General features: G+C 70.3%; 17 protein-coding genes. 3 read left to right on the forward strand and 14 right to left on the reverse strand.

The window, feature by feature from the left end:
* Positions 1–391: 391 nt before the first annotated feature.
* Genes ACO0E0_RS03130 through ACO0E0_RS03155 form a run of 6 tightly spaced genes read right to left on the reverse strand, consistent with a single transcriptional unit; the run spans position 392 to position 5,975 of the window.
* Positions 392–880 carry a GNAT family N-acetyltransferase gene (locus ACO0E0_RS03130; RefSeq protein ID WP_422870440.1) on the reverse strand — a complete coding sequence of 163 codons (489 nt, stop codon included), beginning with the start codon at positions 878–880 and terminating at the stop codon, positions 392–394.
* A gap of 29 nt (positions 881–909) precedes the next feature.
* A complete protein-coding gene (locus ACO0E0_RS03135) occupies positions 910–1,305 on the reverse strand; it encodes an arsenate-mycothiol transferase ArsC (protein ID WP_422869952.1) in 396 nt (131 codons plus the stop codon).
* Between the two features lie 12 nt (positions 1,306–1,317).
* Complete coding sequence (locus ACO0E0_RS03140) at positions 1,318–2,718, reverse strand: FAD-dependent oxidoreductase (protein ID WP_422869953.1); 1,401 nt, start codon at positions 2,716–2,718, stop codon at positions 1,318–1,320.
* 19 nt (positions 2,719–2,737) lie between these two features.
* A complete protein-coding gene (locus ACO0E0_RS03145; RefSeq protein ID WP_422869954.1) occupies positions 2,738–3,154 on the reverse strand; it encodes an arsenate reductase ArsC in 417 nt (138 codons plus the stop codon).
* 29 nt (positions 3,155–3,183) lie between these two features.
* Entirely contained in the window at positions 3,184–4,587 is a 1,404-nt protein-coding gene (locus ACO0E0_RS03150) for an arsenic transporter (protein ID WP_422869955.1), read from the reverse strand.
* Positions 4,587–5,975: an FAD-dependent oxidoreductase gene (locus tag ACO0E0_RS03155; protein WP_422869956.1), complete on the reverse strand. Its 1,389-nt coding sequence runs from the start codon at positions 5,973–5,975 to the stop codon at positions 4,587–4,589. Before ACO0E0_RS03155 ends, ACO0E0_RS03150 begins: the two co-directional genes overlap by 1 nt.
* A 110-nt stretch (positions 5,976–6,085) precedes the next feature.
* Between ACO0E0_RS03155 and ACO0E0_RS03160 the strand changes: the two genes are divergently transcribed.
* From ACO0E0_RS03160 to ACO0E0_RS03170, 3 genes are all read left to right on the forward strand, one after another.
* Positions 6,086–6,442 (forward strand): ArsR/SmtB family transcription factor, encoded by a 357-nt coding sequence (locus tag ACO0E0_RS03160; protein ID WP_422869957.1) that lies wholly within the window; start codon positions 6,086–6,088, stop codon positions 6,440–6,442.
* Between the two features lie 51 nt (positions 6,443–6,493).
* On the forward strand, positions 6,494–6,898 hold the full coding sequence (locus ACO0E0_RS03165) for a hypothetical protein (protein ID WP_422869958.1): 405 nt from the start codon (positions 6,494–6,496) through the stop codon (positions 6,896–6,898).
* Positions 6,899–7,299: 401 nt separating this feature from the next.
* A complete protein-coding gene (locus ACO0E0_RS03170) occupies positions 7,300–7,794 on the forward strand; it encodes a hypothetical protein (RefSeq protein ID WP_422869959.1) in 495 nt (164 codons plus the stop codon).
* Positions 7,795–7,976: 182 nt separating this feature from the next.
* Here ACO0E0_RS03170 and dnaB read toward each other — a convergent pair whose 3' ends face one another.
* From dnaB to ACO0E0_RS03210, 8 genes are all read right to left on the reverse strand, one after another.
* Positions 7,977–9,344, reverse strand: coding sequence for a replicative DNA helicase (gene dnaB, locus ACO0E0_RS03175; RefSeq protein ID WP_422869960.1), 1,368 nt, complete (start codon positions 9,342–9,344; stop codon positions 7,977–7,979).
* 550 nt (positions 9,345–9,894) lie between these two features.
* A complete protein-coding gene (locus ACO0E0_RS03180; protein ID WP_422869961.1) occupies positions 9,895–14,472 on the reverse strand; it encodes an FtsK/SpoIIIE domain-containing protein in 4,578 nt (1,525 codons plus the stop codon).
* A complete protein-coding gene (locus ACO0E0_RS03185; protein WP_422869962.1) occupies positions 14,472–15,467 on the reverse strand; it encodes a hypothetical protein in 996 nt (331 codons plus the stop codon). Before ACO0E0_RS03185 ends, ACO0E0_RS03180 begins: the two co-directional genes overlap by 1 nt.
* On the reverse strand, positions 15,464–16,144 hold the full coding sequence (locus ACO0E0_RS03190; protein WP_422869963.1) for a hypothetical protein: 681 nt from the start codon (positions 16,142–16,144) through the stop codon (positions 15,464–15,466). The genes ACO0E0_RS03185 and ACO0E0_RS03190 overlap by 4 nt, the downstream gene beginning before the upstream one ends.
* On the reverse strand, positions 16,141–16,791 hold the full coding sequence (locus ACO0E0_RS03195; protein WP_422869964.1) for a hypothetical protein: 651 nt from the start codon (positions 16,789–16,791) through the stop codon (positions 16,141–16,143). The genes ACO0E0_RS03190 and ACO0E0_RS03195 overlap by 4 nt, the downstream gene beginning before the upstream one ends.
* Before the next feature lie 115 nt (positions 16,792–16,906).
* On the reverse strand, positions 16,907–18,511 hold the full coding sequence (locus ACO0E0_RS03200) for a hypothetical protein (protein ID WP_422869965.1): 1,605 nt from the start codon (positions 18,509–18,511) through the stop codon (positions 16,907–16,909).
* Positions 18,511–18,816 carry a hypothetical protein gene (locus ACO0E0_RS03205; protein ID WP_422869966.1) on the reverse strand — a complete coding sequence of 102 codons (306 nt, stop codon included), beginning with the start codon at positions 18,814–18,816 and terminating at the stop codon, positions 18,511–18,513. The genes ACO0E0_RS03200 and ACO0E0_RS03205 overlap by 1 nt, the downstream gene beginning before the upstream one ends.
* Before the next feature lie 96 nt (positions 18,817–18,912).
* Entirely contained in the window at positions 18,913–19,206 is a 294-nt protein-coding gene (locus ACO0E0_RS03210; protein WP_422869967.1) for a WXG100 family type VII secretion target, read from the reverse strand.
* Between the last annotated feature and the right edge of the window lie 101 nt (positions 19,207–19,307).

Raw genomic sequence — 19,307 nt, forward strand, 5'->3', positions numbered from 1 at the left:
ACAACACTGACCGGATCCACTCAAGCCACGGACTCACTCCCGCAGCCCGAGTGTCACCAACCTGATGGCTCAGTACATCTAGAGCGCCAGGTCGGCGCGTGCGCCCGGTGGACGCGCAGAGGCCCTATGCCCGGAGCGAGCGGTCTGGTGTGCGCTCCGCGCGTGAGGGCATGGAAAAGGCCGGCCCTGACGGGACCGGCCTGTTCGTGGTGCTCGGGTGCTGCGCTGAGGGCAGAGTCGTATCGAGCGGTTCCAGCCTACGGTTCGGGCCGGACATGACGAAAGCCAGTCCGATGGACTGGCTTTTTGCGCGCACTAATGACGCGTGCCACAGCATAGCGGGTTCTGGAACATACCTGCAAGCATGCGGATCGAAGCGTGCCGCCCCTGCTCAGGAGCTGGCGTGCGGGCTTCGGCGCTCGACGAGGACGTTGTCGCGCCACCGCCCGGTCGACGGCCCGAACGTCATGAGGCCGATGCGTTCTCGGGTGCCGAGTTCGCGGAACCCGTGTTGGGCGTGGAGGGCTCGGGAGGCGGTGTTCTCGGGGAAGATCCCGGACTGGATGGTCCAGATGCCGGCAGCCTCGGTCGACGCGATCAGGGCGTCAAGGAGCAGGTGTCCAACACCGCGACCACGAGCCGCGGCGGCGACGTACACGGAGTGCTCGACGACGCCCAGGTACACCGGCCTGGCGGAGGTCGGGGAGACCGCCACCCAGCCGAGGACCTCGTCGCCGCCTAGGGCGACGACCCGGTGGTCGGGTAGCTTCCCCGCATCGAATGCCTCCCATGTCGGCGGTTCCGCCTCGAACGTCGCGTTTCCGGTGGCGATGCCGTCCCGGTAGATCGCCTCGACGGCTGGCCAGTCGCCGGCGGTCATCGGCCGAACGGTGACCGTGGTGCTGTCCGTCACGGGTGCAGTAGCTCGTCCTGGATGCGGGCGACGACGGCGTCGCGCATGGGGCGGACGTCGTCGGGGGACCAGGAGTCCGGGTCCGGGAACGACCACTGCAACACCGTGCCGCGAGGCGTCGCGGGCAGGATCAGGCCGGGCTTCATCAGCACAACAACGTCGGCCTGATCCAGCAGCTCGGGCGTGACCTTCCGCGGGGTGCGATCGCTGATGTCGACGCCGAGTTCCGCGACGGTTGCGGCGATCGACGGATTCACCTCGTCGGCGGGAGCGATTCCTGCGGAGGTGGCGGTGTAGCGGTCGTCGGCAGCGATTTCGAGGAGGGCGGCGCCGAGTTGGGAGCGGCCGGCGTTGTGCTTGCAGATGAACAGCACGGTGGGTTTGTCGGTCATGCGGGGTCCGGTTCAGTTCGTGCAGCAGGAGCTGCTGGCGGGCGCGGCGGCCGGCGCGGGGGCGGCGCAGCACGACGACCCCTCCGACGCCTCGGTCGTGGTCGCGGGGACGCTGCAGGAGGATGACCCGCCGACGTCGGTGGTGCAGACGCCGGTCTCGGGGAGCACGAGCTGCACGTCGCGGGCGGCCTGGTGGTCGCCGGCAAGTTCCGCGGCGATGGAGCGGACCTGCTCGTAGCCGGTGAGGAGCAGGAAGGTGGGGGCGCGGCCGTAGGACTTCATGCCGGCGATGAAGAAGTTCGGTTCCGGGTGCGCCAGCTCGGCAACGCCGTGCGGAGGCACGGAGCCGCAGGAGTGCAGGTTCGGGTCGATCAGCGGCGCCAGCGCGCGGGGTGCTTCGACGATGTCGTCCAGTCCGAGCCGGATCTCGCGGAGCATGTCGAGGTCGGGCCGGAACCCGGTCGCGTTCACCACAACGTCGACCGTGACGGTGAACGGCTCCCCGGCGCGGCGGCCGGTGACGGTGACCTGGTCACCGTCGGGACGGACGTCGTCGATCTCGAACGACGCAAGCTGCTCGATGAGCCCGGACTCGACGAGGCCATGCACGGTGGAGCCGAGCTGCCCGCGGGCGGCGAGCCCGTCGGCGGCGTCCGCGCCGAGGCGGGCGGTGCCGGCGTTCCGGATCGCCCACAGCAGCGTCGTGCCGGGTTCGTCCTTGACGAGGGCGGCGAGCTTGATGAGCGTGTTCGCGGCCGAGTGCCCGGCCCCGACGACGAGGACCCGCTTCCCGGCGAATCGGTCACGGTCCTCGCCGAGCACGTCGGGGAGGGCGTGCACGATGCGGTCGCCGAGGTCCGCTGTGGGGGCGAGGCCGGCGGCTGTGAGCGGGTTCGAGGACGTGTACGTGCCGGACGTGTCTACGACGGCACGGGCGGTGACGTCCTCGACACCATCCGCGGTGTGGAGGCGGAGGAGGAACGGGGTGTCGGCGCGGCCGGCGGAGCGGGTGCGATCCATGCCCTGCCGGGACACCGCGTCGACACGCACGCCGTACCGGATCACCGGTGCCAGCTCGGGCGTCTGAGCGAGCGGTTCGAGGTACTGGGCGACGAGGTCGTGCCCGGTCGGCAGCGACGACCGGCGGGGCTCAGTCCAGCCGGTGGGTTCGAGGATGCGGCGGGCGGCGTCGTCGATGACGTACCGCCACGGGGAGAACAGCCTGGTGTGCCCCCACGCACGAACGCTCGTGCCGACCTGGTCGCCGGCTTCGTAGACGACGACGGGCAGGCCTCGCTCGAGGAGGTGCGCGGCGGCTGCGAGCCCGACGGGGCCGGCGCCGATGACGGCGACGGGCAGCCCGGTCAGGCGGTTGGCGTCGGTCCGCGGTGGGACGGTGAGGGTGAGCGTCATGGGGTGGTCCTTCCGGCGGTCAGGCGGATGCTTCGGTGGGCAGCAGCTCGGCCAGGAGCGCCTGCACGCGGGTCTTGATCTCGTCGCGGATGGGGCGGACGTCGTCGATGCCCTTCCCGGCGGGGTCGGTGAGGTCCCAGTCCTCGTACCGCTTGCCGGGGAAGATCGGGCACGCATCGCCGCAGCCCATCGTGATCACCGCGTCGGACTCGCGGACGGCGTCGGTGGTGAGGACCTTCGGCTGGTTCCCGGCGATGTCGATGCCGTCCTCCGCCATCGCCTCGATCGCGATCGGGTTGATCTGGTCCTTCGGTGCACTGCCTGCGGAGAGAACCTGCACGCGGTCGCCGCCGAGGGCCTGGGCGTAGCCGGCGGCCATCTGCGAGCGGCCAGCGTTGTGGACGCAGACGAACAGGATCGTGGGGGTCGCGGTCATGGCGGTGCTTTCGGTAGGCGTGGGCGTGGTCATCGGATGAGGGTGAGCCAGCCGGCGAGGGCTGCCAGGGTGACGGCGAGGACGGGGACGGTCAGCACGATGCCGGTGCGGAAGTACTGCCCCCAGCCGATGTGGATGCCCTTCCGGTCGAGCACGTGCAACCACAGCAGCGTCGCCAGCGACCCGATCGGAGTGATCTTCGGGCCGAGGTCGGAACCGATGACGTTGGCGTAGACCATCACCTCGTGCGTCAGCCCGGTCGCGCCGGCACCGCCGATCGCGAGGGCGGCAATCAGCACCGTCGGCATGTTGTTCATCAGCGACGCCAGGATCGCGATCACGAACCCGACCCCGAGCGCGGTGACGAGGACCCCGTGGTCCCCGAACACGTCGAACAGGCGGGCGAGGTAGTCGGTGAGGCCCTGGTTCTGCAGCCCGTACACGACGAGGTACATACCGATCGAAAACAGCACGATCTGCCACGGCGCCTCCCGGATCGTCTTCCACACCGGAATCACCCGCCCCGACCCGCCACCGGTTCCACCGCTGTCGGCGGTGACGGTGGCGGTGCCGCCGGTCGTGACGAGAACCGGGGACGCAGCCTGGCGGGCGAAGAGGAACGCGGGCTGCCGGGCGGCAACGAGAACGATCACGACCGCGCCGACACCAGCAACCGCGGCGAGAGGAACCCCGAGCGGGTCGGCGGCGAAGTAGCCGACCAGCAACACGGCGAGGACCACCCACCCGGCGCGGAACGTCGCCCGGTCCTTCACCGCGCCGGCGGGCCGAGTCAGCGCGAGGACGTCGTACCGCTTCGGGATCGACCTGCCGAAGTACGCCAGCAGCATCCCGAGGGACGCCAGCACGGACACGATGCCGACGGGCACCATGACGGCGGCGTACTCGGCGAACCCGAGGCCGAAGTAGTCGGCTGAGACGATGTTGACCAGGTTCGACACCACCAGCGGCAGGCTGCCGGTGTCGGCGATGAACCCGGTGGCGAGGATGAACCCCAGCGCCGCCTTCGCCGGCATGTTCAAGGCGCGGAGCATCCCGACAACGATCGGGGTGAGGATCAGCGCAGCCCCGTCGTTGGCGAACACGGCCGCGATGACCGCGCCGAGACCGACGATCAGCACGAACAGCAGCCGCCCGTTCCCGCGACCCCACCTCGCCACGTGGAGCGCGGCCCACTCGAAGAATCCGGCCTCGTCGAGGATCAACGAGATCAGCACCACGGCGACGAACGTTAGCGTCGCGTTCCACACGATCCCGACCACCGTCGGCACGTCCCCGAGCCCAACGACCGTGGTCGCGAGGGCGATGACCGCGCCGATAAGCGCGGTGTAGCCGATCGGGAAGCCCTTGGGCTGCCAGATCACCACCACGAGCGTCGCGACGAAGATCGCGGCAGCGACGACCGCCAGCACCATCAGCCGCTCACCCCGGCCTGGTTCGCCGCCGCGGCGGCGCGCTCCCAGCCCTGCGCGGCGACCTGCACGGCATCCCACGGGGACCCGAGCGGCGGCGTGTAGCTGAGGTCCAGGTCGATGATGTCGTCGACGGTGAAGCCAGCGTGGAGGGCGGCGGCGTACGTGTCGATGCGCTTACTGATCTCCGCCGTGCGCTGCCCCACAATCTGCGCGCCGAGGAGCTTGCCGGACGGCTGGTCGGCGGTGACACTGATCGTCAGCGGCACCGCACCCGGGTAGTACCGCTTGTGGTCATCCGCCACCGTCACCCGGGTCAGCGGCGACACGTCGAGCGCAGCGGTCTCGTGGTGGCGGAGGCCCGTGCGGGCGGCGATGAGGTCGAACACCTTCACCACCTGCGTCCCCACCGAACCGGCGAAGGTCCGGGACCCGCCGAGCATGTTCTCCCCGGCGACACGGCCCTGCTTGTGCGCCGTCGTCCCGAGCGGCAGCCACGTCGTCCCGAGCAGCCGGTGATGCGTCACGACGCAGTCGCCCGCAGCCCACACGTGCGGCACCCCGGTGCGCATCTGCTCGTCGACGACGATCGCGCCGGCCTGCCCGAGCTGCGCACCCGCTGCGGTCGCGAGGTCCGTCATCGGCCGCACGCCGACGCAGACCACCACGAGCGCGAACGTGCCCTCTTCATCCCCAGCGGCTGTCGCCGTCGTCACCCGCCACTGCCCGCCTCTGGTTGGGGTTATGCCGGTGACGGCCCCCCCGGTCAGCACGGTTGCGCCGTGTCGGCGGACCTCCGCGGTGACCAGGGACCCGAGTTCCGGATCGAGGGTGGAGAGCACTTCCGGGCCGCGCTGGATCAGCGTCGTGTCGAACCCGCGGGCGACGAGTCCCTCGGTCATTTCGAGGCCGATGTAGCCGGCGCCAACGACCGCGACGCGGCTGCCGGTAGGCAGCAGCTCCAGGGCAGCGACGACCTGCTCGGCGTCGGTCATCGAGTGCAGCAGGTGAATCCCGGGCTCACCAAACGGGATCCCGGCCGGGCGGACCGGCTCAGCGCCAGTCCCGATCAGCAGCTCGTCGTACGGCAGCTCTTCCTCACCGCCATGTCCGGTGACCGTGAGGCGGCGACGGTCCACGTCGACCGCAGAGGCCCATGTGGAGGAGCGGACGGTCATGCCGGCGGCTTCGAGATCGGCGCGGGTGCGGTGCGCGAGGGACGCTTCCGTGACGACGTCGCCCGAGACCCAGTAAGGGATGCCGCAGATCGAGAAGTTCGGAAACTCGTCCGCAAGGACCACGGTCACATCGGTCGACGGGTCCAGCTCACGGGCGCGCAGCGCCGCGGCGATGCCAGCGTCGCTGCCGCCAACGGCAACAAGGTGAGTCATCGTGGTCGGTCCTTCACAGATCAGCGGGAGACAAGCAAGGACATCGAAGCATGTCGATATCGATAAAGGCAAATATAGACGTGTGTCGAAGTCCGTGGGATGATGGTGTGATGACGACGATCGAGCTGCTCCCCATCCAGGACGTCCCCGCGTGCTGCTCGCCCGTCACGACCGAAGCGATGACGCAGGAGTCCGCGGAGGTCCTGGCGAAGTCGTTGAAGGCGATCGCAGATCCCGCCCGTTTGCGGTTGATCTCGATGGTCGCCGCGCACGAGGGCGCGGAAGCGTGCGTCTGTGACCTGCAGGAACCGCTCGGCCTGTCCCAGCCGACCGTGTCGCACCACCTCAAGGTGCTCGTCGACGCCGGCATCCTGCACCGCGAAAAGCGCGGCACCTGGGCCTACTTCTCCCTCATCCCCGGCGCGCTCGAGTCCGTCGCCGCTCTGCTGACCTCGCCCACACGCTGAGACGACGGAACTTCCCTCGCGGCGAAGCCTCCGCACGGTGAGGATGAAGACATGACCGACGAGCAGGAACCGAATCCGATTGCGGACGCCCGTGCACAGATCCGCTGGATGATGAAGCAGCAACGCAAGCAGCCGAAGGTGTTCACCGAGGTGAAGGACAGGGACCTCGTCACCTTGATGGACCGGTCCGCTGGATCGCTCGAGTTCAACTCGATGCTCGTTGCTTCGCAGCTGATCGCGGAGGTCAGCCGACGACAACTGTGGGCCGCCGTTGTCGAGCGGCGCACTGCCATGCTTGCTTTGGGGCACCCTGACCAGGACCGAGCGACGCTTCGAGATCGCGCGCAGCTGGAGCTGGACCGCTTCCGGAACGAGCACTTCCCGGTCGACCCCGACATCTTCGGCGATGACGAAGTAAAAGCAGAGGCGGCCTGGAACGGCTACGTCCAATTCTGATCGCACGATCCGGTGCAGCGGTTCTGCAGGATGGGTCCGCAGTGGCGATCATTAGTGACGTGCCCGTCTACAGATACGGCCCGATGAGTCAGCGATCAGCTCGGAGTCGCGGGAGGTTCGCGTGACAACGGGAGTGCTCGAGATCCGCTATCAGTGGCCAGTGCACCAGGTAGACCACTCTGCGGTCCGCCGTCACTTCAACGCTCCGCGCTTGACCGTCACCGGTGAAGAGAAGGGGCCAGAAACATTGCGGTTCCAGCCCGATTCGTTTCCGACCGGCCACTCTCACATGGGTCCTTGGGGATCGAGGCACGTGGACGATCGAGCCAGCCGGTGAAACGCTGCCGGGGCCCGAGGAGGCATGGGACCACTGGCAGAAGCAGGCGGACAGGGCGCTGTGGATGTTCCGCGGCGACCTGGGGAGCCGACGTAAACGTCACTCGGTCGTTGACGCCCTGCTCACCGGTGAGGTCCTGTTTTACGCGGCGTACGGAAACACGATCATGCGGTACCCCCATGAACCGATCCCCGACGAGACGCCGCAACCCGACGGCTACGCCGCATGCTCGACCGGAAAGGCGTGGGCTGACAACTGGCAGTTCGACTTCGAGTTCCTGTCCGGCGCAGAGGACGAGTGGGTTGGCCTGATCTGGGAAGCAGACGAACGTCGCTGGTTGGATGCTCGCACCTACGAACCGGTCGACGGAGACGAATATCCCGAGCTGATCAGCTTCGCCGAGCAGGATCTTCAGCGCATCCACCGCGCTGAACAGATCGCAGATGAATGGTACGAGGCGTACCTACTGGTACTCATCAACCTGTTCCCCGACCGAGTCAGCATCGAGCATCGACGGCGGGCAGTTCGGCGGGACGACCTGAGCTCCGGGCTCGCTTAATTCAGAGTAGGGGTGCACGACTCCTCGCGGGCACCGAGGTTGGGAGCGGTCACGACGCCACCGCGTCGTCACTCAGGTCTGAGGGAGACCGACAGGACTGCCAAATAAGGTGTCCACCTCCGTATTTCAGGACAGGTTGTGTGGCAGTTGGACAACTTAGTTGGCGGACGACACATACAGCCCTACTGCGGCATGTCCACGAACCGCGAGAACATCCCGTGGAACGCCACAGTGATCGTGTCCGTCGGCCCGTTGCGGTGCTTCGCGACGATGAAGTCCGCCTCCCCCTGCCGCGGGTTGTCCTTCTCGTAGGCGCTCTCACGGTGCAGGAGGATCACCATGTCCGCGTCCTGCTCGATCGACCCCGACTCGCGGAGGTCCGAGATCGCCGGCTTCTTGTCCGCCCGCTGCTCCGGCCCACGGTTCAGCTGCGACAGCGCGATGACGGGCACCTGGAGCTCCTTCGCCATGAGCTTCAGCGCCCGCGAGAACTCCGACACCTCTTGCTGCCGGCTCTCGACGCGCTTCCCTGAGGTCATCAGCTGCAGGTAGTCGATGACCACTAGCTTGAGGTCGTGCTGCTGCTTGAGCCGCCGGCACTTGGCCCGGATCTCGACGAGCGTCATGTTCGGGGAGTCGTCGATGAAGAACGGGGCGTCGTTGATCCGCCCTCGGGTCTGCGCGATGGTGGTCCAGTCGCGGGAGTCGACGGTCCCCTTCCGCATGTTCTGCAGCGGCACGCTCGACTCGGCGGACAACAGGCGCATCGCGATCTCGCTCCGCCCCATCTCGAGCGAGAAGAACGCGGCGGTCTGGTTGTGCTTGATCGCGGCGGCGCGGGCGAGGTCGAGCGCGAGCGTCGACTTGCCGAGCGCGGGGCGTGCGGCGACGATGATGAGCTGCCCGGGGTGGAACCCGTTGGTGAGCGCGTCGAGGCCGGCGAACCCGGTCGGCACGCCGGTCATCGAGCCGTCGCGGCCCTTCGCGGCCTCGATCTCGTCGATCGCGGTCCCGATCGCCTCGGTCAGGGGCACGTAGTCCTCGGTCTGGACTCCCCCGGCGACGTTGTAGACCTCGGCCTGGGCGTTGTTGACGAGGTCGGTGACCTCGCCCTCGGACGCGTAGCCCATCTGCACGATCCGGGTCCCGGCCTCGACGAGCCGTCGGAGCACGGCCTTCTCGGCGACGATCGCGGCGTAGTACCCGGCGTTGGCCGCGGTGGGGACGAGCGAGGTCAGGCTGTGCAGGTACTCGGCTCCCCCGGCGCGGGACAGCAGCGCGGTCTTGGTGAGCTCGTCGGTGACGGCGATGACGTCGGTCGGCTCCCCGTGCGAGTACAGCGAGAGGATCGCGTCGAAGATGACCTCGTGCTTCGGGATGTAGAAGTCGATGCCGCGTGCGGTCTCGATGACGTCGGCGACGGCGTCCTTGGACAGCAGCATCCCACCGATGGTCGACTGCTCCGCGAGGAGGTCGTGCGGCGGAGTGCGCTCCATCCCGCCGCCGCGCCCCGCCATGTCCTGGGGAGCCCCCAGATGCGCGATCGTCACGAGCGCTCCTTCCTCTGTCTCCGGCCGGACAGGCCACCGGCATCGTGCCCGCAGCCGCCGACACCACCCCCACGGGAGCCCGACCCCGCGATGCTTGCACACCGTATGGGGTGCAAGTTATCCACACAAAAGGGTCCTGTGGACAACTCTGTGGAAGACACGGGGAACACGCCGGAAAGTGGTGCAGACATCTGTGGAAACAGGTGTGGAGAGGCGACCGGATTCGCCTCCTACACCGGTCCCGATCAGGCATTTTGTCAACCCACACCTGTGTGGAGAACCTTGTTTAGAGCGGTGGTCGAAGGTTCTTGATTTGACGTCGTGCTGTGGAGAAAAGACTTGACAAACGCTCGATCTGTGGGATCGCACACGGGTCGCTCCCAGTGTCTGTACCCCGGCCAGACAGGGTCGCGTCGGCTGCCCCGAGCGGCATGTCGCGCCGTGGCGCGCGACACCACCCACCCTCGGACGGGAGGCGCGGGGCGGCCGTACCCCGAGCCTCCCGTCCGGTGGGTGCGGGCTCCGCACCGCGTGCCCGGGACCGACGTAGTCAGTCGTCCGCCAGGACGCCCGTGCCCGTCGGCGTGACGCCACCGACGCGTGTGGCCGCGTGCACGATCGGCACCTGCACGATCGACGACAGCCCCGTCCCGAGGTGCACGAGCGCCCGCCCGGGCACCACCTGCGACGAGATCGACGACCGGGCGATCCGGATGCCGATGAGGTCGCCCGCGAGCGCGTCCGGCGGGCTGAGGAGCGCCCCCATCCGGTTCTTCTTGGCGTCGACCTGCCACCCGCCGAACCCCGCGGCGAGCCCGGTGGTGTTCCCGCCGAGCAGGAGCCCACGCCGGTGGTCCGCCGCCGACCGGACGTAGTTCCGCAGCCACGGCTTGGCCGTCGCGTCGATGAGGAGCTCCCCGTCGTCGACGACGAACACCACGTCGTCGTCGTCCGGGTCGAGCACGGCGCGGAGCTCGTCCTCGACCAGGTCGTCGCCGGTGAACACCGCGCGGACGCCCGGGAGCCCGGCGAGCTGCCGGAGCGGACTGGGGCGGGGTGCCGCGATGACGAGCTCGGTGCCGCCCGCGAGCAGCGACCGCGCCATCACGGCGAGCATCCCGCTCCGACCGCTCCGCGAAGGGCCGGCCACGATGAACGTCGGACCCTCCTCGGCGAACGAGAAGCCGCGGAGCTCCGCCTCGTCGCCACCGACGCCGAGCACCATCCACATCGGCCGCGGAGCGGGCGCCCCGTCGAGCTCGAACGCCGCGTCGAGGTCCAGGTCCTTCGGCAGGGCGTCGATCCGGAACGGCCGGATGCGGGGTGCGCCCCCGGCGGCGAGCGCGGCGGTCTCGTCCGCGTGCAGCCGCTCGCCGAGCGACGTCATCGCGCGGGACTGCCCCTGCCCGCTCGTGTCGAGGGACAGCGTCGCGATCTGCAGCTCGAGCCCGCTGTCCGAGCGGAATCCGCGACCGGCCGGGATCTCGTTCGGCAGGGAGCGGTGGTTGACGCCGCCCAGGGAGTAGTCGAGCCGGTCGGTGAGCCGCAGCATCACCTTGTCGTCGGTCAGGACGCTCATCCGGCTCGTCAGGAGCGACCGGTCCCCCGCGATCACCACGTGGATGCCCGCCGAGGCGCCGTCGCGGAGCATCGCCTGGACGCGGTCGGTGAGCGAGCCGCCGTCCACCTCGCCGAGGGTCGACGCGAAGTTCTCCCACCGGTCGATGAGCACGAGCAGGTGCGGCAGACGGTCGCCCGGCTCGGCGCGGAGGCGCTGCTCGGTGATGTTCGCGGCGTTCGCGGCGGCGATCACGTCGTGCCGGCGCTGCATCTCCGTCGACAGCCGCTCGATGAGCCGCGTCGCCCGGTCGGTCTGCGTGCGCTGGACGACGGCCCCGCAGTGCGGGAGTGCCGCCATCGCGGCGAGGGCACCGTTGCCGCAGTCGATCCCGTACAGGTGCAGGTCGGAGCTCGACGTGGCGGCGGCGGCCGACGTCGCGATCGTCCGGAGCGCCTGGGACCGTCCGGAGCCCGGAGCACCGACGACGTACAGGTGCGCGAACCGGTCGAGGTCGATGACGGCCGGGCGCTGCTCCTGCCGGTCGGGCAGGTCCTCGCGGGCCCAGGTGAACGACAGCCGGACGCCGTCGCTGTCGGTGGCGAGCGCGTCGTCGGCGTCGAGCGGCGAGCTCCCGACCTGTGCGTCGTCGAGCACGAGCAGCTCGGGGAGCGGCGGCAGCCACGGCCGGTACTGCTGGCCGAGACCGAGGGTCCTGTTCGCCTCGGCGAGCGCACCGACGAGCACGGACAGGTCGGTCGCGGCGGATCCGTCGTCCTCGCTCCGGGGCCGTTCCGGGACGCTCGAGGCGAACTCCCGCCAGCCGAGCGCACGGACGAACGGGCGGACCGTCGCCGCGTCGTCGCCGTCCTTCCACCGACCGCCGACGCGTGCCGACTGGAACGGCACGACCGACGCGTGTCCGAGGCGGGCGTAGGCGCGACCGGGCACGCTCTTCGGGATGCGGGCCGCGTCGCCGATGTCGATGACGTCGGAGCTCTCCGAGGTGTCCGTCATCCGGAGCGCGACGCGCAGGTTCGTGTTCGCGCGGATCTCGGGGGAGACGACGCCGGACGGTCGCTGCGTCGCCATGATCAGGTGCACGCCGAGCGACCGACCCCGTTGCGCGATGCCGATGAGCCCCGCGACGAAGTCCGGGAGCTCCTTGACCATCGCGGCGAACTCGTCGATGACCAGGACGAGCCGGGGGAGCTGCTCGCCGACGCCGCCGCGGCGCAGGTGCCGCTCGTGGTCCTCGATGTCCTTCGCGCCGCTGAGCGCCAGGACGTGCTCGCGGCGGGTGAGCTCGGCACGGAGGGACCGGAGCGCGCGCTCGACGAGGTGCTGGTCGAGGTCGGTGACGAGCCCGACGGTGTGCGGCAGGTCGGAGCAGACGCTGAACGCCGCGCCGCCCTTGTAGTCGATGAGCACGAACGTCATGGCGTCCGGTCGGTTCGCGACGGCCAGCGACGCGACCAGGGTCTGCAGGAATTCGGACTTGCCGGACCCCGTCGTGCCGGCGATGAGACCGTGCGGGCCGTCGCGCACCAGGTCGAGCGCGAAGGCACCGTCGATCCCGACGCCGACCACCGCCTCCGTCGATGCCCCGCTCGTCCGCCAGCGGTCCACGATGACGTCGCCGGACGGTGCCTCGAGCCCGAGCACGGCGAGCAGCTGCGCAGAGTCCGGGACGGCACCCTGGCCGTCCGAGCCGCTCGTGTCGCGGAGGGGGGAGAGCGACCGCGCGACGAGCGGGTACCACTCGGGGTCGACCCGGTCGGTGAGCACCTCGTCGATGTCGACCATGTGCTGCCGGCGGAGCACCAGCTGCTCGTCGGAGCGGTACAGCACCGCGGCGGCGCACTCCTCGGGGAGCTGCCACTCCTCCTCGTCGAGGCACACCACGCGGATGCCGTGGGTCGGCCCGTCGCGGAGGAGTCCGACGACCCCGGGCATGGCGCGGAGTCGGCGGGCGCCGTCGAGCACGACGACGATGTCGGGCGAGAACCGGGGCGTCCGCATGCCGCTCTTGTCGGCCTCGGTCCGGCGGTCGCCGAGGATCCGGGTGAGCTCGGCCAGCCGGCGGCCGATCGTCTCGGAGTCGGCGCCGATCAGGCTCAGGGCGTCCTGGCCGCTCGCGGGGCGGATGTGCGGGAGCCAGTTGAGCCAGGCCCAGTCGTCGATCGCGGCGGGCGAGGTGAGCACGACGAACTGCAGCTCCCGCGGGCTCTGCGTGACGGCGAGCTGCCCGACCATCCACTTGCCGAGCGCCCGCGGCCACGCCCCGGGTCCGGCGACGCCGACGACGCCGAACTCGCCGAGCGGGACGGTCACCGGCACGGTCCGCGTCCACCGGACCGCCTCGTCGAGCCGGTCCTGGTCACGGTCGTCGGTCACCGTCACGGCGGACCGCAGGTCGGCGACGCCGATCCGGACGTCGAGGTGGTCCCGGTCGGTGGGGCGGCGTTCCCAGAGGCGCCGGGTCGGCCGGGTCGCGGCGACGGCGAGCGCCCCCGCGTCGGCCGCGACGTCCCGACGACGGTCGCGCTCCGCGAGCACGGCCGCGGAGACGGCCGCCTCGATGAGCGTCACACGCTCGGCGTGCTCGGCGAGCAGCCGCCGGTGGCTCTTCTTGCCGCCCTTCCGCGACGTGATCGTCTGCCCGAGCACCATGATCGGCGACATGAGCGCGAACATCAGGTAGAAGGGCTGCCGGAAGATCGCCGCCATCGCGATCCCGAAGATCGCCGGGACGAACACCATGATCCACGGGATCGCCGAGGGCTGCGGCGGGATCGGCCGACGCGGGATCTTGAAGGCCGTCGGGAGGATCGGGGGCAGCAGGCGCGGCGGGCGGTTGTAGTCGAGCAGCCCGGAGTCCGGCGGGCGGAGCAGCACCGTGTCGTCGACACCGACGGGCGCGGCGGTGAGGAGCGTGTCGCCGACGCGCAGGACGGCCTCGGCGGGCCAGGGCGTCCACGTGTCGCCGATCGGCTCGTCGTCGAGTGTCGCCCCGCTGCCGGCGACGACGTCCGCGCCGGACACGTCGCGGCCGGCGGCAGCCGCGGGGGAGAGCACCGCCGGGCCTGGCATCCCGGGCTCGACGGCACCGGGCGGGCCGTCGGGCAGCGGCTCGGGGTCGTCCGCGACCACGCTCCGGACCGTCACCGACGCGTCGAAGCCGACCCGTGCCTCCAGGACGAGGACGGTGTCCGCCTGGGCGGTCCCGACGACCGGCGCGCCGGTGCGGTCGAGTCCGATCGCGACCGTGCCGGGCAGGAGGCGCTCCACTCGTCCGGCGCCCACCCCGCCGACGCAGCGGAGCGCGACGATGCCGAGCTCCGGCGAGACCGCCGGGGTCGAGCCGATGTGCAGCACCGCGCCGTCGACGAGGCCGCTCTGCCGGAACGTGGTGTCCGCGTCCGCCGCACCGTCCGGCAGGATCGACGACCCGTACCGGCGACCGAGCATGTCCACGATGGACCGCATCGGCGTGCTGCCCGGCGCGTCGATGAGCACGTCGAGCGACTCGTCCCGCAGGTCGTCGACGACCGTCACGACGACGCGCATCAGGAGGACGTCCGGGTGCGGCGGTTCGCGGTGCGGGACGGTCGGGCCTCGACGCGCGTCGACGGCTCCGACCCGGTGTCGGCCAGGTCGTCCCGGTCACCCGCGGCGGTCTCCCGCGGTGCCGACAGCGCGATGTCCGCCCAGCGGAGCTCGCCGAACTCCGGGCTCGTCATCGTGCCGTCGCGGGAGACCTCGAACGACCACCGGCTGAACCGGGCGCGACCGAGCACGAGCACCGCCCACCGGTTCCCGGGGAGTGCGAGCGCCGCGGACAGCGCCGTGGCGTGGGCACCGCGGGGTGCGCGGGCGAGGACGAGCAGTCCCGGAGCACTGTTCTCCTGCACCGATGCCACCGCGTCCGCGAGCGAGACCGGCGCGGTCGTCCCGAGGTCGCCGGCGTGCACGCCGACCGAGAGCACGGGCGTCGTCACGGACCACGGGTCGGTGTGCAGCTGGTCGACGATGCGGCGCGCGACGGCCTGCACCGCCTCGGCGTCCCCGGTGAACTGGATCGGTCCGGCCGCTCGACGGAGGTCGGCGAGGACCGTCGACTCGTCGGTGTTGCCGAGGGCCACCACGACCGCGAAGTCGTCGCCGGGCGCGGCGTCGAGTGCGACGGCCTGCAGGCTCGCCATCGGCGTCGACCACACGCGGCCGTCCGGCGTGGTCGTCCAGGGCGCCGGCGGTGCGATCGTCGGCGCGGCGAGGTCGATCCGCACGGTCGCACCGACGCTGCAGCGGACGAGGCCCGGGAACACGACGCCGGCGGTCGTGCACGAGCTCTTCGCCCCGCGCAGCACGCGGTCCGCGGCCCAGGCGGCACCGTCCTCGCGGCGGCTGCCGTCCGCCCACCGCACGGCGTCCGGCGCCTGACGACGGCGCCGCCCGACGAACACCGGCACGGTGAACGCGACGGCGCCGAGGAACAGCACCGCCGCGATCGAGACGGCGAGGTGGTCGAGCGGCTGGACCGCCGACCAGGACGCGGCGATCACCGGTCCGCCCCGTCGAGGAGCTCGCCGACCCGCAGCTCGAGGTCGCTCGGTGGGGCGTCGGGGACCTCCACGAACCGGAACGTCGTCATGATGGCATCGAACAGCATCACGAGCGCGTCGGTCAGCCGCGGATCGGCCTCGGGGTCGCTCACGGCGGAGAACGACAGCATCACCCAGGTCCCCGGGCGGTGCGGCACGGACACGGTGTAGACCACCTGGCGGTCGTCGAGGTCCGGCAGGTCGTCCATCACCCGCACCCGGCGGATGGTCGTCTCGGTGCGGGCCGCGATCGCGCCGTCCACCTCGCGGATGCCGTCCTGGAGCTGGCCGGCGTCGAGCAGGATCCGGGCGACGACGTCGGTCGGGGACTCCTCGGTCTCGTCCTCGACCTCGGACTCGATGATGGACGCGGGCGGGGTGAACCCGTCGACGGACTGCGTCGGGATCCAGCACGCGGTCGCACCGTTCTCGCCGGCGTCCGCCACCATCGCCGTGAGCCGCTTGCGCATCTCGTGCCGCCACGGTCCGACGCTGTCGCTCGGCAGGGTGTCCGGGATGCCGGTGGCGATGATCGCGTCGATCACCGCGGCCCGGTCGCGGTCGTCCTCCTCGCGCGCCGGGATCCGCGCCCACCCGGGCGGGACCACGATCGCGAACGGCGCACCGACACGGGTCATGCCGACACCTCGTCGCCGTCCTGCACCGCATCGCCGTCGTGCACCGCGTCGCCGTCCTGCACCGCGTTCCGCACGGCGCCGACGAGTCCGACGAGCGTCGGCAGGAACACCGGGACGACGGCGAGGTCGTTCGTGCGCCACAGCACGCGGGTGTCGACGCCGTCCGCACGGCGGACGATGCACACGGTCGCCATGACCGAGCCGTCCTCCGCGAGGTCGAACCGGGTCACCACGGGACCCTCGCCGCCGGACTCCGGCGGGAGCTCGTCGACCTGCGGCGTGTCGACCGGGAGGCCCCCGGTCGCGCCCGCCAGGTCGAGCACGTCCGCCTCGGGGTCCGTGGCGCCGACGGAGACGATCACCGGGAGCGGCCACCGGTTCGGCACGGCGAGCGACGCGACGAGCCGGTCGTCGCCGTCGAGGTCGGCGGCCATCCGGAGGAGCGTCTCGACGGCGAGGGGGGCGTCGATCACCATGCCGTCCTCGAACAGACGCGACTCCGCCGGGGTCTCCCGTTCGACCCGGGTCACCGTGTCGAAGACGTCCTCGACCGCGGCGCGCCACTCCGCGGTGGCCGTCCGGGGGACCAGGAGCCACTCCGGAAGGTCGACGTCGATGACCGAGGTGAGGACCGGTGATGCCTGCATGATGTTCCTTCGTTGCGCTCGGGTGCTGCGCTCGGGTGCTGGGCCTGGGTGCCGGGCTTGGGTGCTGGGCCTGCGTGGCGACGGACCGGCGCCGATCGTGCCGGTCCGTCGTTCGTCAGGCGTGCGCTGCGGGGCCCGTCACGTCGGGGTTCCACAGCGTGTGGATGTCCGGGAACGCGCCCTTGTGGTCGTTCACCCACGGTGTCCACGGCCGTGACGTGTCGTTGCCGATCCCGGTCGGGAACACCGTCGTCGTCGCGACCGCGGTGCCCTTGCCCCACAGGCTGCCCCACGCCCCGACGGCGAAGTGCCACTGGGGTGCCGCGACGGTGAACGGCACCTTCATGCCGTTGTCGGTGAACCACCTGTCGATGTTCCCGCGCTTGGCCATGCCGTCGATCCCGGCGAACCGCTCGCCCCAGCTCTTGAAGGTCCCGCCGAGGCCCTTGGCGAGCGTGAACTGGTCCTTGATGAGCTGCTTGTCGTTCCCGGCGACGGTCTTGAACTTGGTGAGGTTCCACCAGTTCGGGTCGTCCTTGAACTTCGTCTCGAAGTCGAGCTTCCGGAACGCGTTCTGCGTCGTCAGGCGCTTGATCTCCGCCGTCGCGGTGTCGAACTTGAGCTTGTTCGCGGCCTGGATCCTCGGCAGGTCGGCGGTCAGCCTCCGGAGCTCCTGGATCTTCGGGATGCTGCCCGTGTTGCCGCTCAGCTCCCGGCTGATGGTCGCGATCCGATCCTGCACGACCCTCGTCGCCCGGGTCGCGCTCGTCTGGATGCCCTGCTGGATCCGGACGCTGGCGTTGCCCTGGATCCGGATGGCGTTCTTGCCGGCACTGATGCCCTTGCCGATCGCGTTCGCCGTGATCTTAGTGATCGCGGACCCCGCACCGAGCGTCAGCAGACCGATCGCGGACAGGATCACGTCGAGCACGCTGCCCTCGCCGACCGCGAACTTGAGCCCCGCGGCGACGACGGCGAACACCGCGCCGATCGCGCCGACGATCGCGGCGAGTCCGAGCCCGGGGATGAAGAACGCGAGCACCGCGAGGATCATCCCGATGATCGTGAAGATCTTGATGAGCATGTGCAGGAACTTGTACCAGCCGCTGTCGTGCAGCCCGTCGTCCCATGCGCCCCTCATCGTGGACGAGGCCCGCTGCCCGGCGTCGGAGAGCATCGAGAACGCCTGGTCGAGCTGCTTGTGGGCGGCCCCCAACGCGCCCTTCTGCTGGTCGATCGCGCTCGTCCGACGGTTCGCGTCGTCCGTCTCCTCGGCGGTCGGCGGCCGGTTCGCGTCCTTCGCCGCCTGGAGCGGGTCGGCCGTCCCGGAGACCTGCGTCAGTGCCGAGTCGGCCTCCTCCGCCGCGTGGAGCGCCGCCATCGACACGGCCATCACGGTGCCGCCGCCGGCGCCGTCGCTCTCCAGGCCGACCGCGGCGTGGAAGCCGTCGAACGCCTCGGCGGCCGAGCTGTACCGCCCGTGCATCTGGGTGAGCGATGCCGCGACGTCCTTCGCCCGGCCGCGGACGGCGTCGACCGACTCGCCCTCGCCGGCGGACAGGTCGTCGTCGCCCACCGGACGGAGCTGCGCTGCCGCCGTCTCGATGTCGTTCGCCATGTCCCGGTAGTACTTGGCCAGCTCGGCGACCTCGTCCGGTCGCGTGGTGATGGGGTCGGCGTCGTGGCCGAGGAGGTCCCAGCGCCCTGGTCGGTTCGCCATCAGCGCTGCTCCTCGCTGACCTTGAGTCCGTCGGTGAGCTGCTGCTGCACGTCGGTGAACGCGTCGTTCATGTTGATCAGGTTCTGGTGGAGCTTGTCGACGTTCTTCCGGAGCTTCTCGCGGTGCAGCTTCCAGTCACCCGAGAAGTCCCGGTAGGTGTGCTCGAGGTGCCCCTCGCCGAAGACGCCGCGATCGGCCTTGTCGTCGGACTTCTGGTGCTGGAGTTCGTCGTCGACGCGGCCGACGCGATCACGTGAGTCGGTCACGAGGATGTCCGTGATCAAGAGTCGCTGGGTGCTCGCCATGTTCGGTCCTGTTCTCGCTGCGGCGGCCGGTGGAGGTCCGCGGAATCGGCAGGTCCCGTCCCCGATCGGTGCGGGGACGGGACCTGGCGACGCGTGTTACTTGAGTGCCTTGGCGAGCTCGGAGTCGGTCTGCTGCAGCGCCTCGGCCGCCTTGTTCAGGTAGTCGCTCATCCCGTTCAGACCCTCGACCGTCTTCGTCGCACCGTCGTTGAACTCCTGGTACGACGACCCGAACGCCACCGACGACTGATCCGTCACGTACCCACCCGAGATCAGCGAGTCCACCAACGACTTCAGCTCCCGCAGCTTCGACTCGATGTCCTGCTCACCGTTCACCAGACGACCAGCCGCGTCCTGCATGTCGCCGTACGTCACGTTCAAGTTGGGCATGTCCTGCTCCTTCACGATGGGTTGCCCGCCGCCCCACGCCGGGGAGGTGGTGTCCCCTGCATGGGGGTGGAACTGATGTTATTTCACGGTGGAACGAAGCG

The sequence above is a fragment of the Curtobacterium phyllosphaerae genome (genome assembly GCF_049341865.1).
In the GTDB taxonomy this organism is placed as follows: Bacteria; Actinomycetota; Actinomycetes; order Actinomycetales; family Microbacteriaceae; genus Curtobacterium; species Curtobacterium phyllosphaerae.

Bases quoted from the DNA above. Each gene is read 5' to 3' on its own strand.
- ACO0E0_RS03170 (WP_422869959.1), top strand. From the start codon at position 7,300: ATGTTCCGCGGCGACCTGGGGAGCCGACGTAAACGTCACTCGGTCGTT.
- ACO0E0_RS03180 (WP_422869961.1), bottom strand. From the start codon at position 14,472: ATGCGCGTCGTCGTGACGGTCGTCGACGACCTGCGGGACGAGTCGCTC.
- ACO0E0_RS03140 (WP_422869953.1), bottom strand. From the start codon at position 2,718: ATGACGCTCACCCTCACCGTCCCACCGCGGACCGACGCCAACCGCCTG.
- ACO0E0_RS03205 (WP_422869966.1), bottom strand. From the start codon at position 18,816: ATGGCGAGCACCCAGCGACTCTTGATCACGGACATCCTCGTGACCGAC.
- ACO0E0_RS03165 (WP_422869958.1), top strand. From the start codon at position 6,494: ATGACCGACGAGCAGGAACCGAATCCGATTGCGGACGCCCGTGCACAG.
- ACO0E0_RS03130 (WP_422870440.1), bottom strand. From the start codon at position 880: ATGACCGCCGGCGACTGGCCAGCCGTCGAGGCGATCTACCGGGACGGC.
- ACO0E0_RS03195 (WP_422869964.1), bottom strand. From the start codon at position 16,791: ATGCAGGCATCACCGGTCCTCACCTCGGTCATCGACGTCGACCTTCCG.
- ACO0E0_RS03150 (WP_422869955.1), bottom strand. From the start codon at position 4,587: ATGGTGCTGGCGGTCGTCGCTGCCGCGATCTTCGTCGCGACGCTCGTG.
- ACO0E0_RS03200 (WP_422869965.1), bottom strand. From the start codon at position 18,511: ATGGCGAACCGACCAGGGCGCTGGGACCTCCTCGGCCACGACGCCGAC.
- ACO0E0_RS03210 (WP_422869967.1), bottom strand. From the start codon at position 19,206: ATGCCCAACTTGAACGTGACGTACGGCGACATGCAGGACGCGGCTGGT.
- ACO0E0_RS03155 (WP_422869956.1), bottom strand. From the start codon at position 5,975: ATGACTCACCTTGTTGCCGTTGGCGGCAGCGACGCTGGCATCGCCGCG.
- ACO0E0_RS03190 (WP_422869963.1), bottom strand. From the start codon at position 16,144: ATGACCCGTGTCGGTGCGCCGTTCGCGATCGTGGTCCCGCCCGGGTGG.
- ACO0E0_RS03145 (WP_422869954.1), bottom strand. From the start codon at position 3,154: ATGACCGCGACCCCCACGATCCTGTTCGTCTGCGTCCACAACGCTGGC.
- ACO0E0_RS03160 (WP_422869957.1), top strand. From the start codon at position 6,086: ATGACGACGATCGAGCTGCTCCCCATCCAGGACGTCCCCGCGTGCTGC.
- ACO0E0_RS03135 (WP_422869952.1), bottom strand. From the start codon at position 1,305: ATGACCGACAAACCCACCGTGCTGTTCATCTGCAAGCACAACGCCGGC.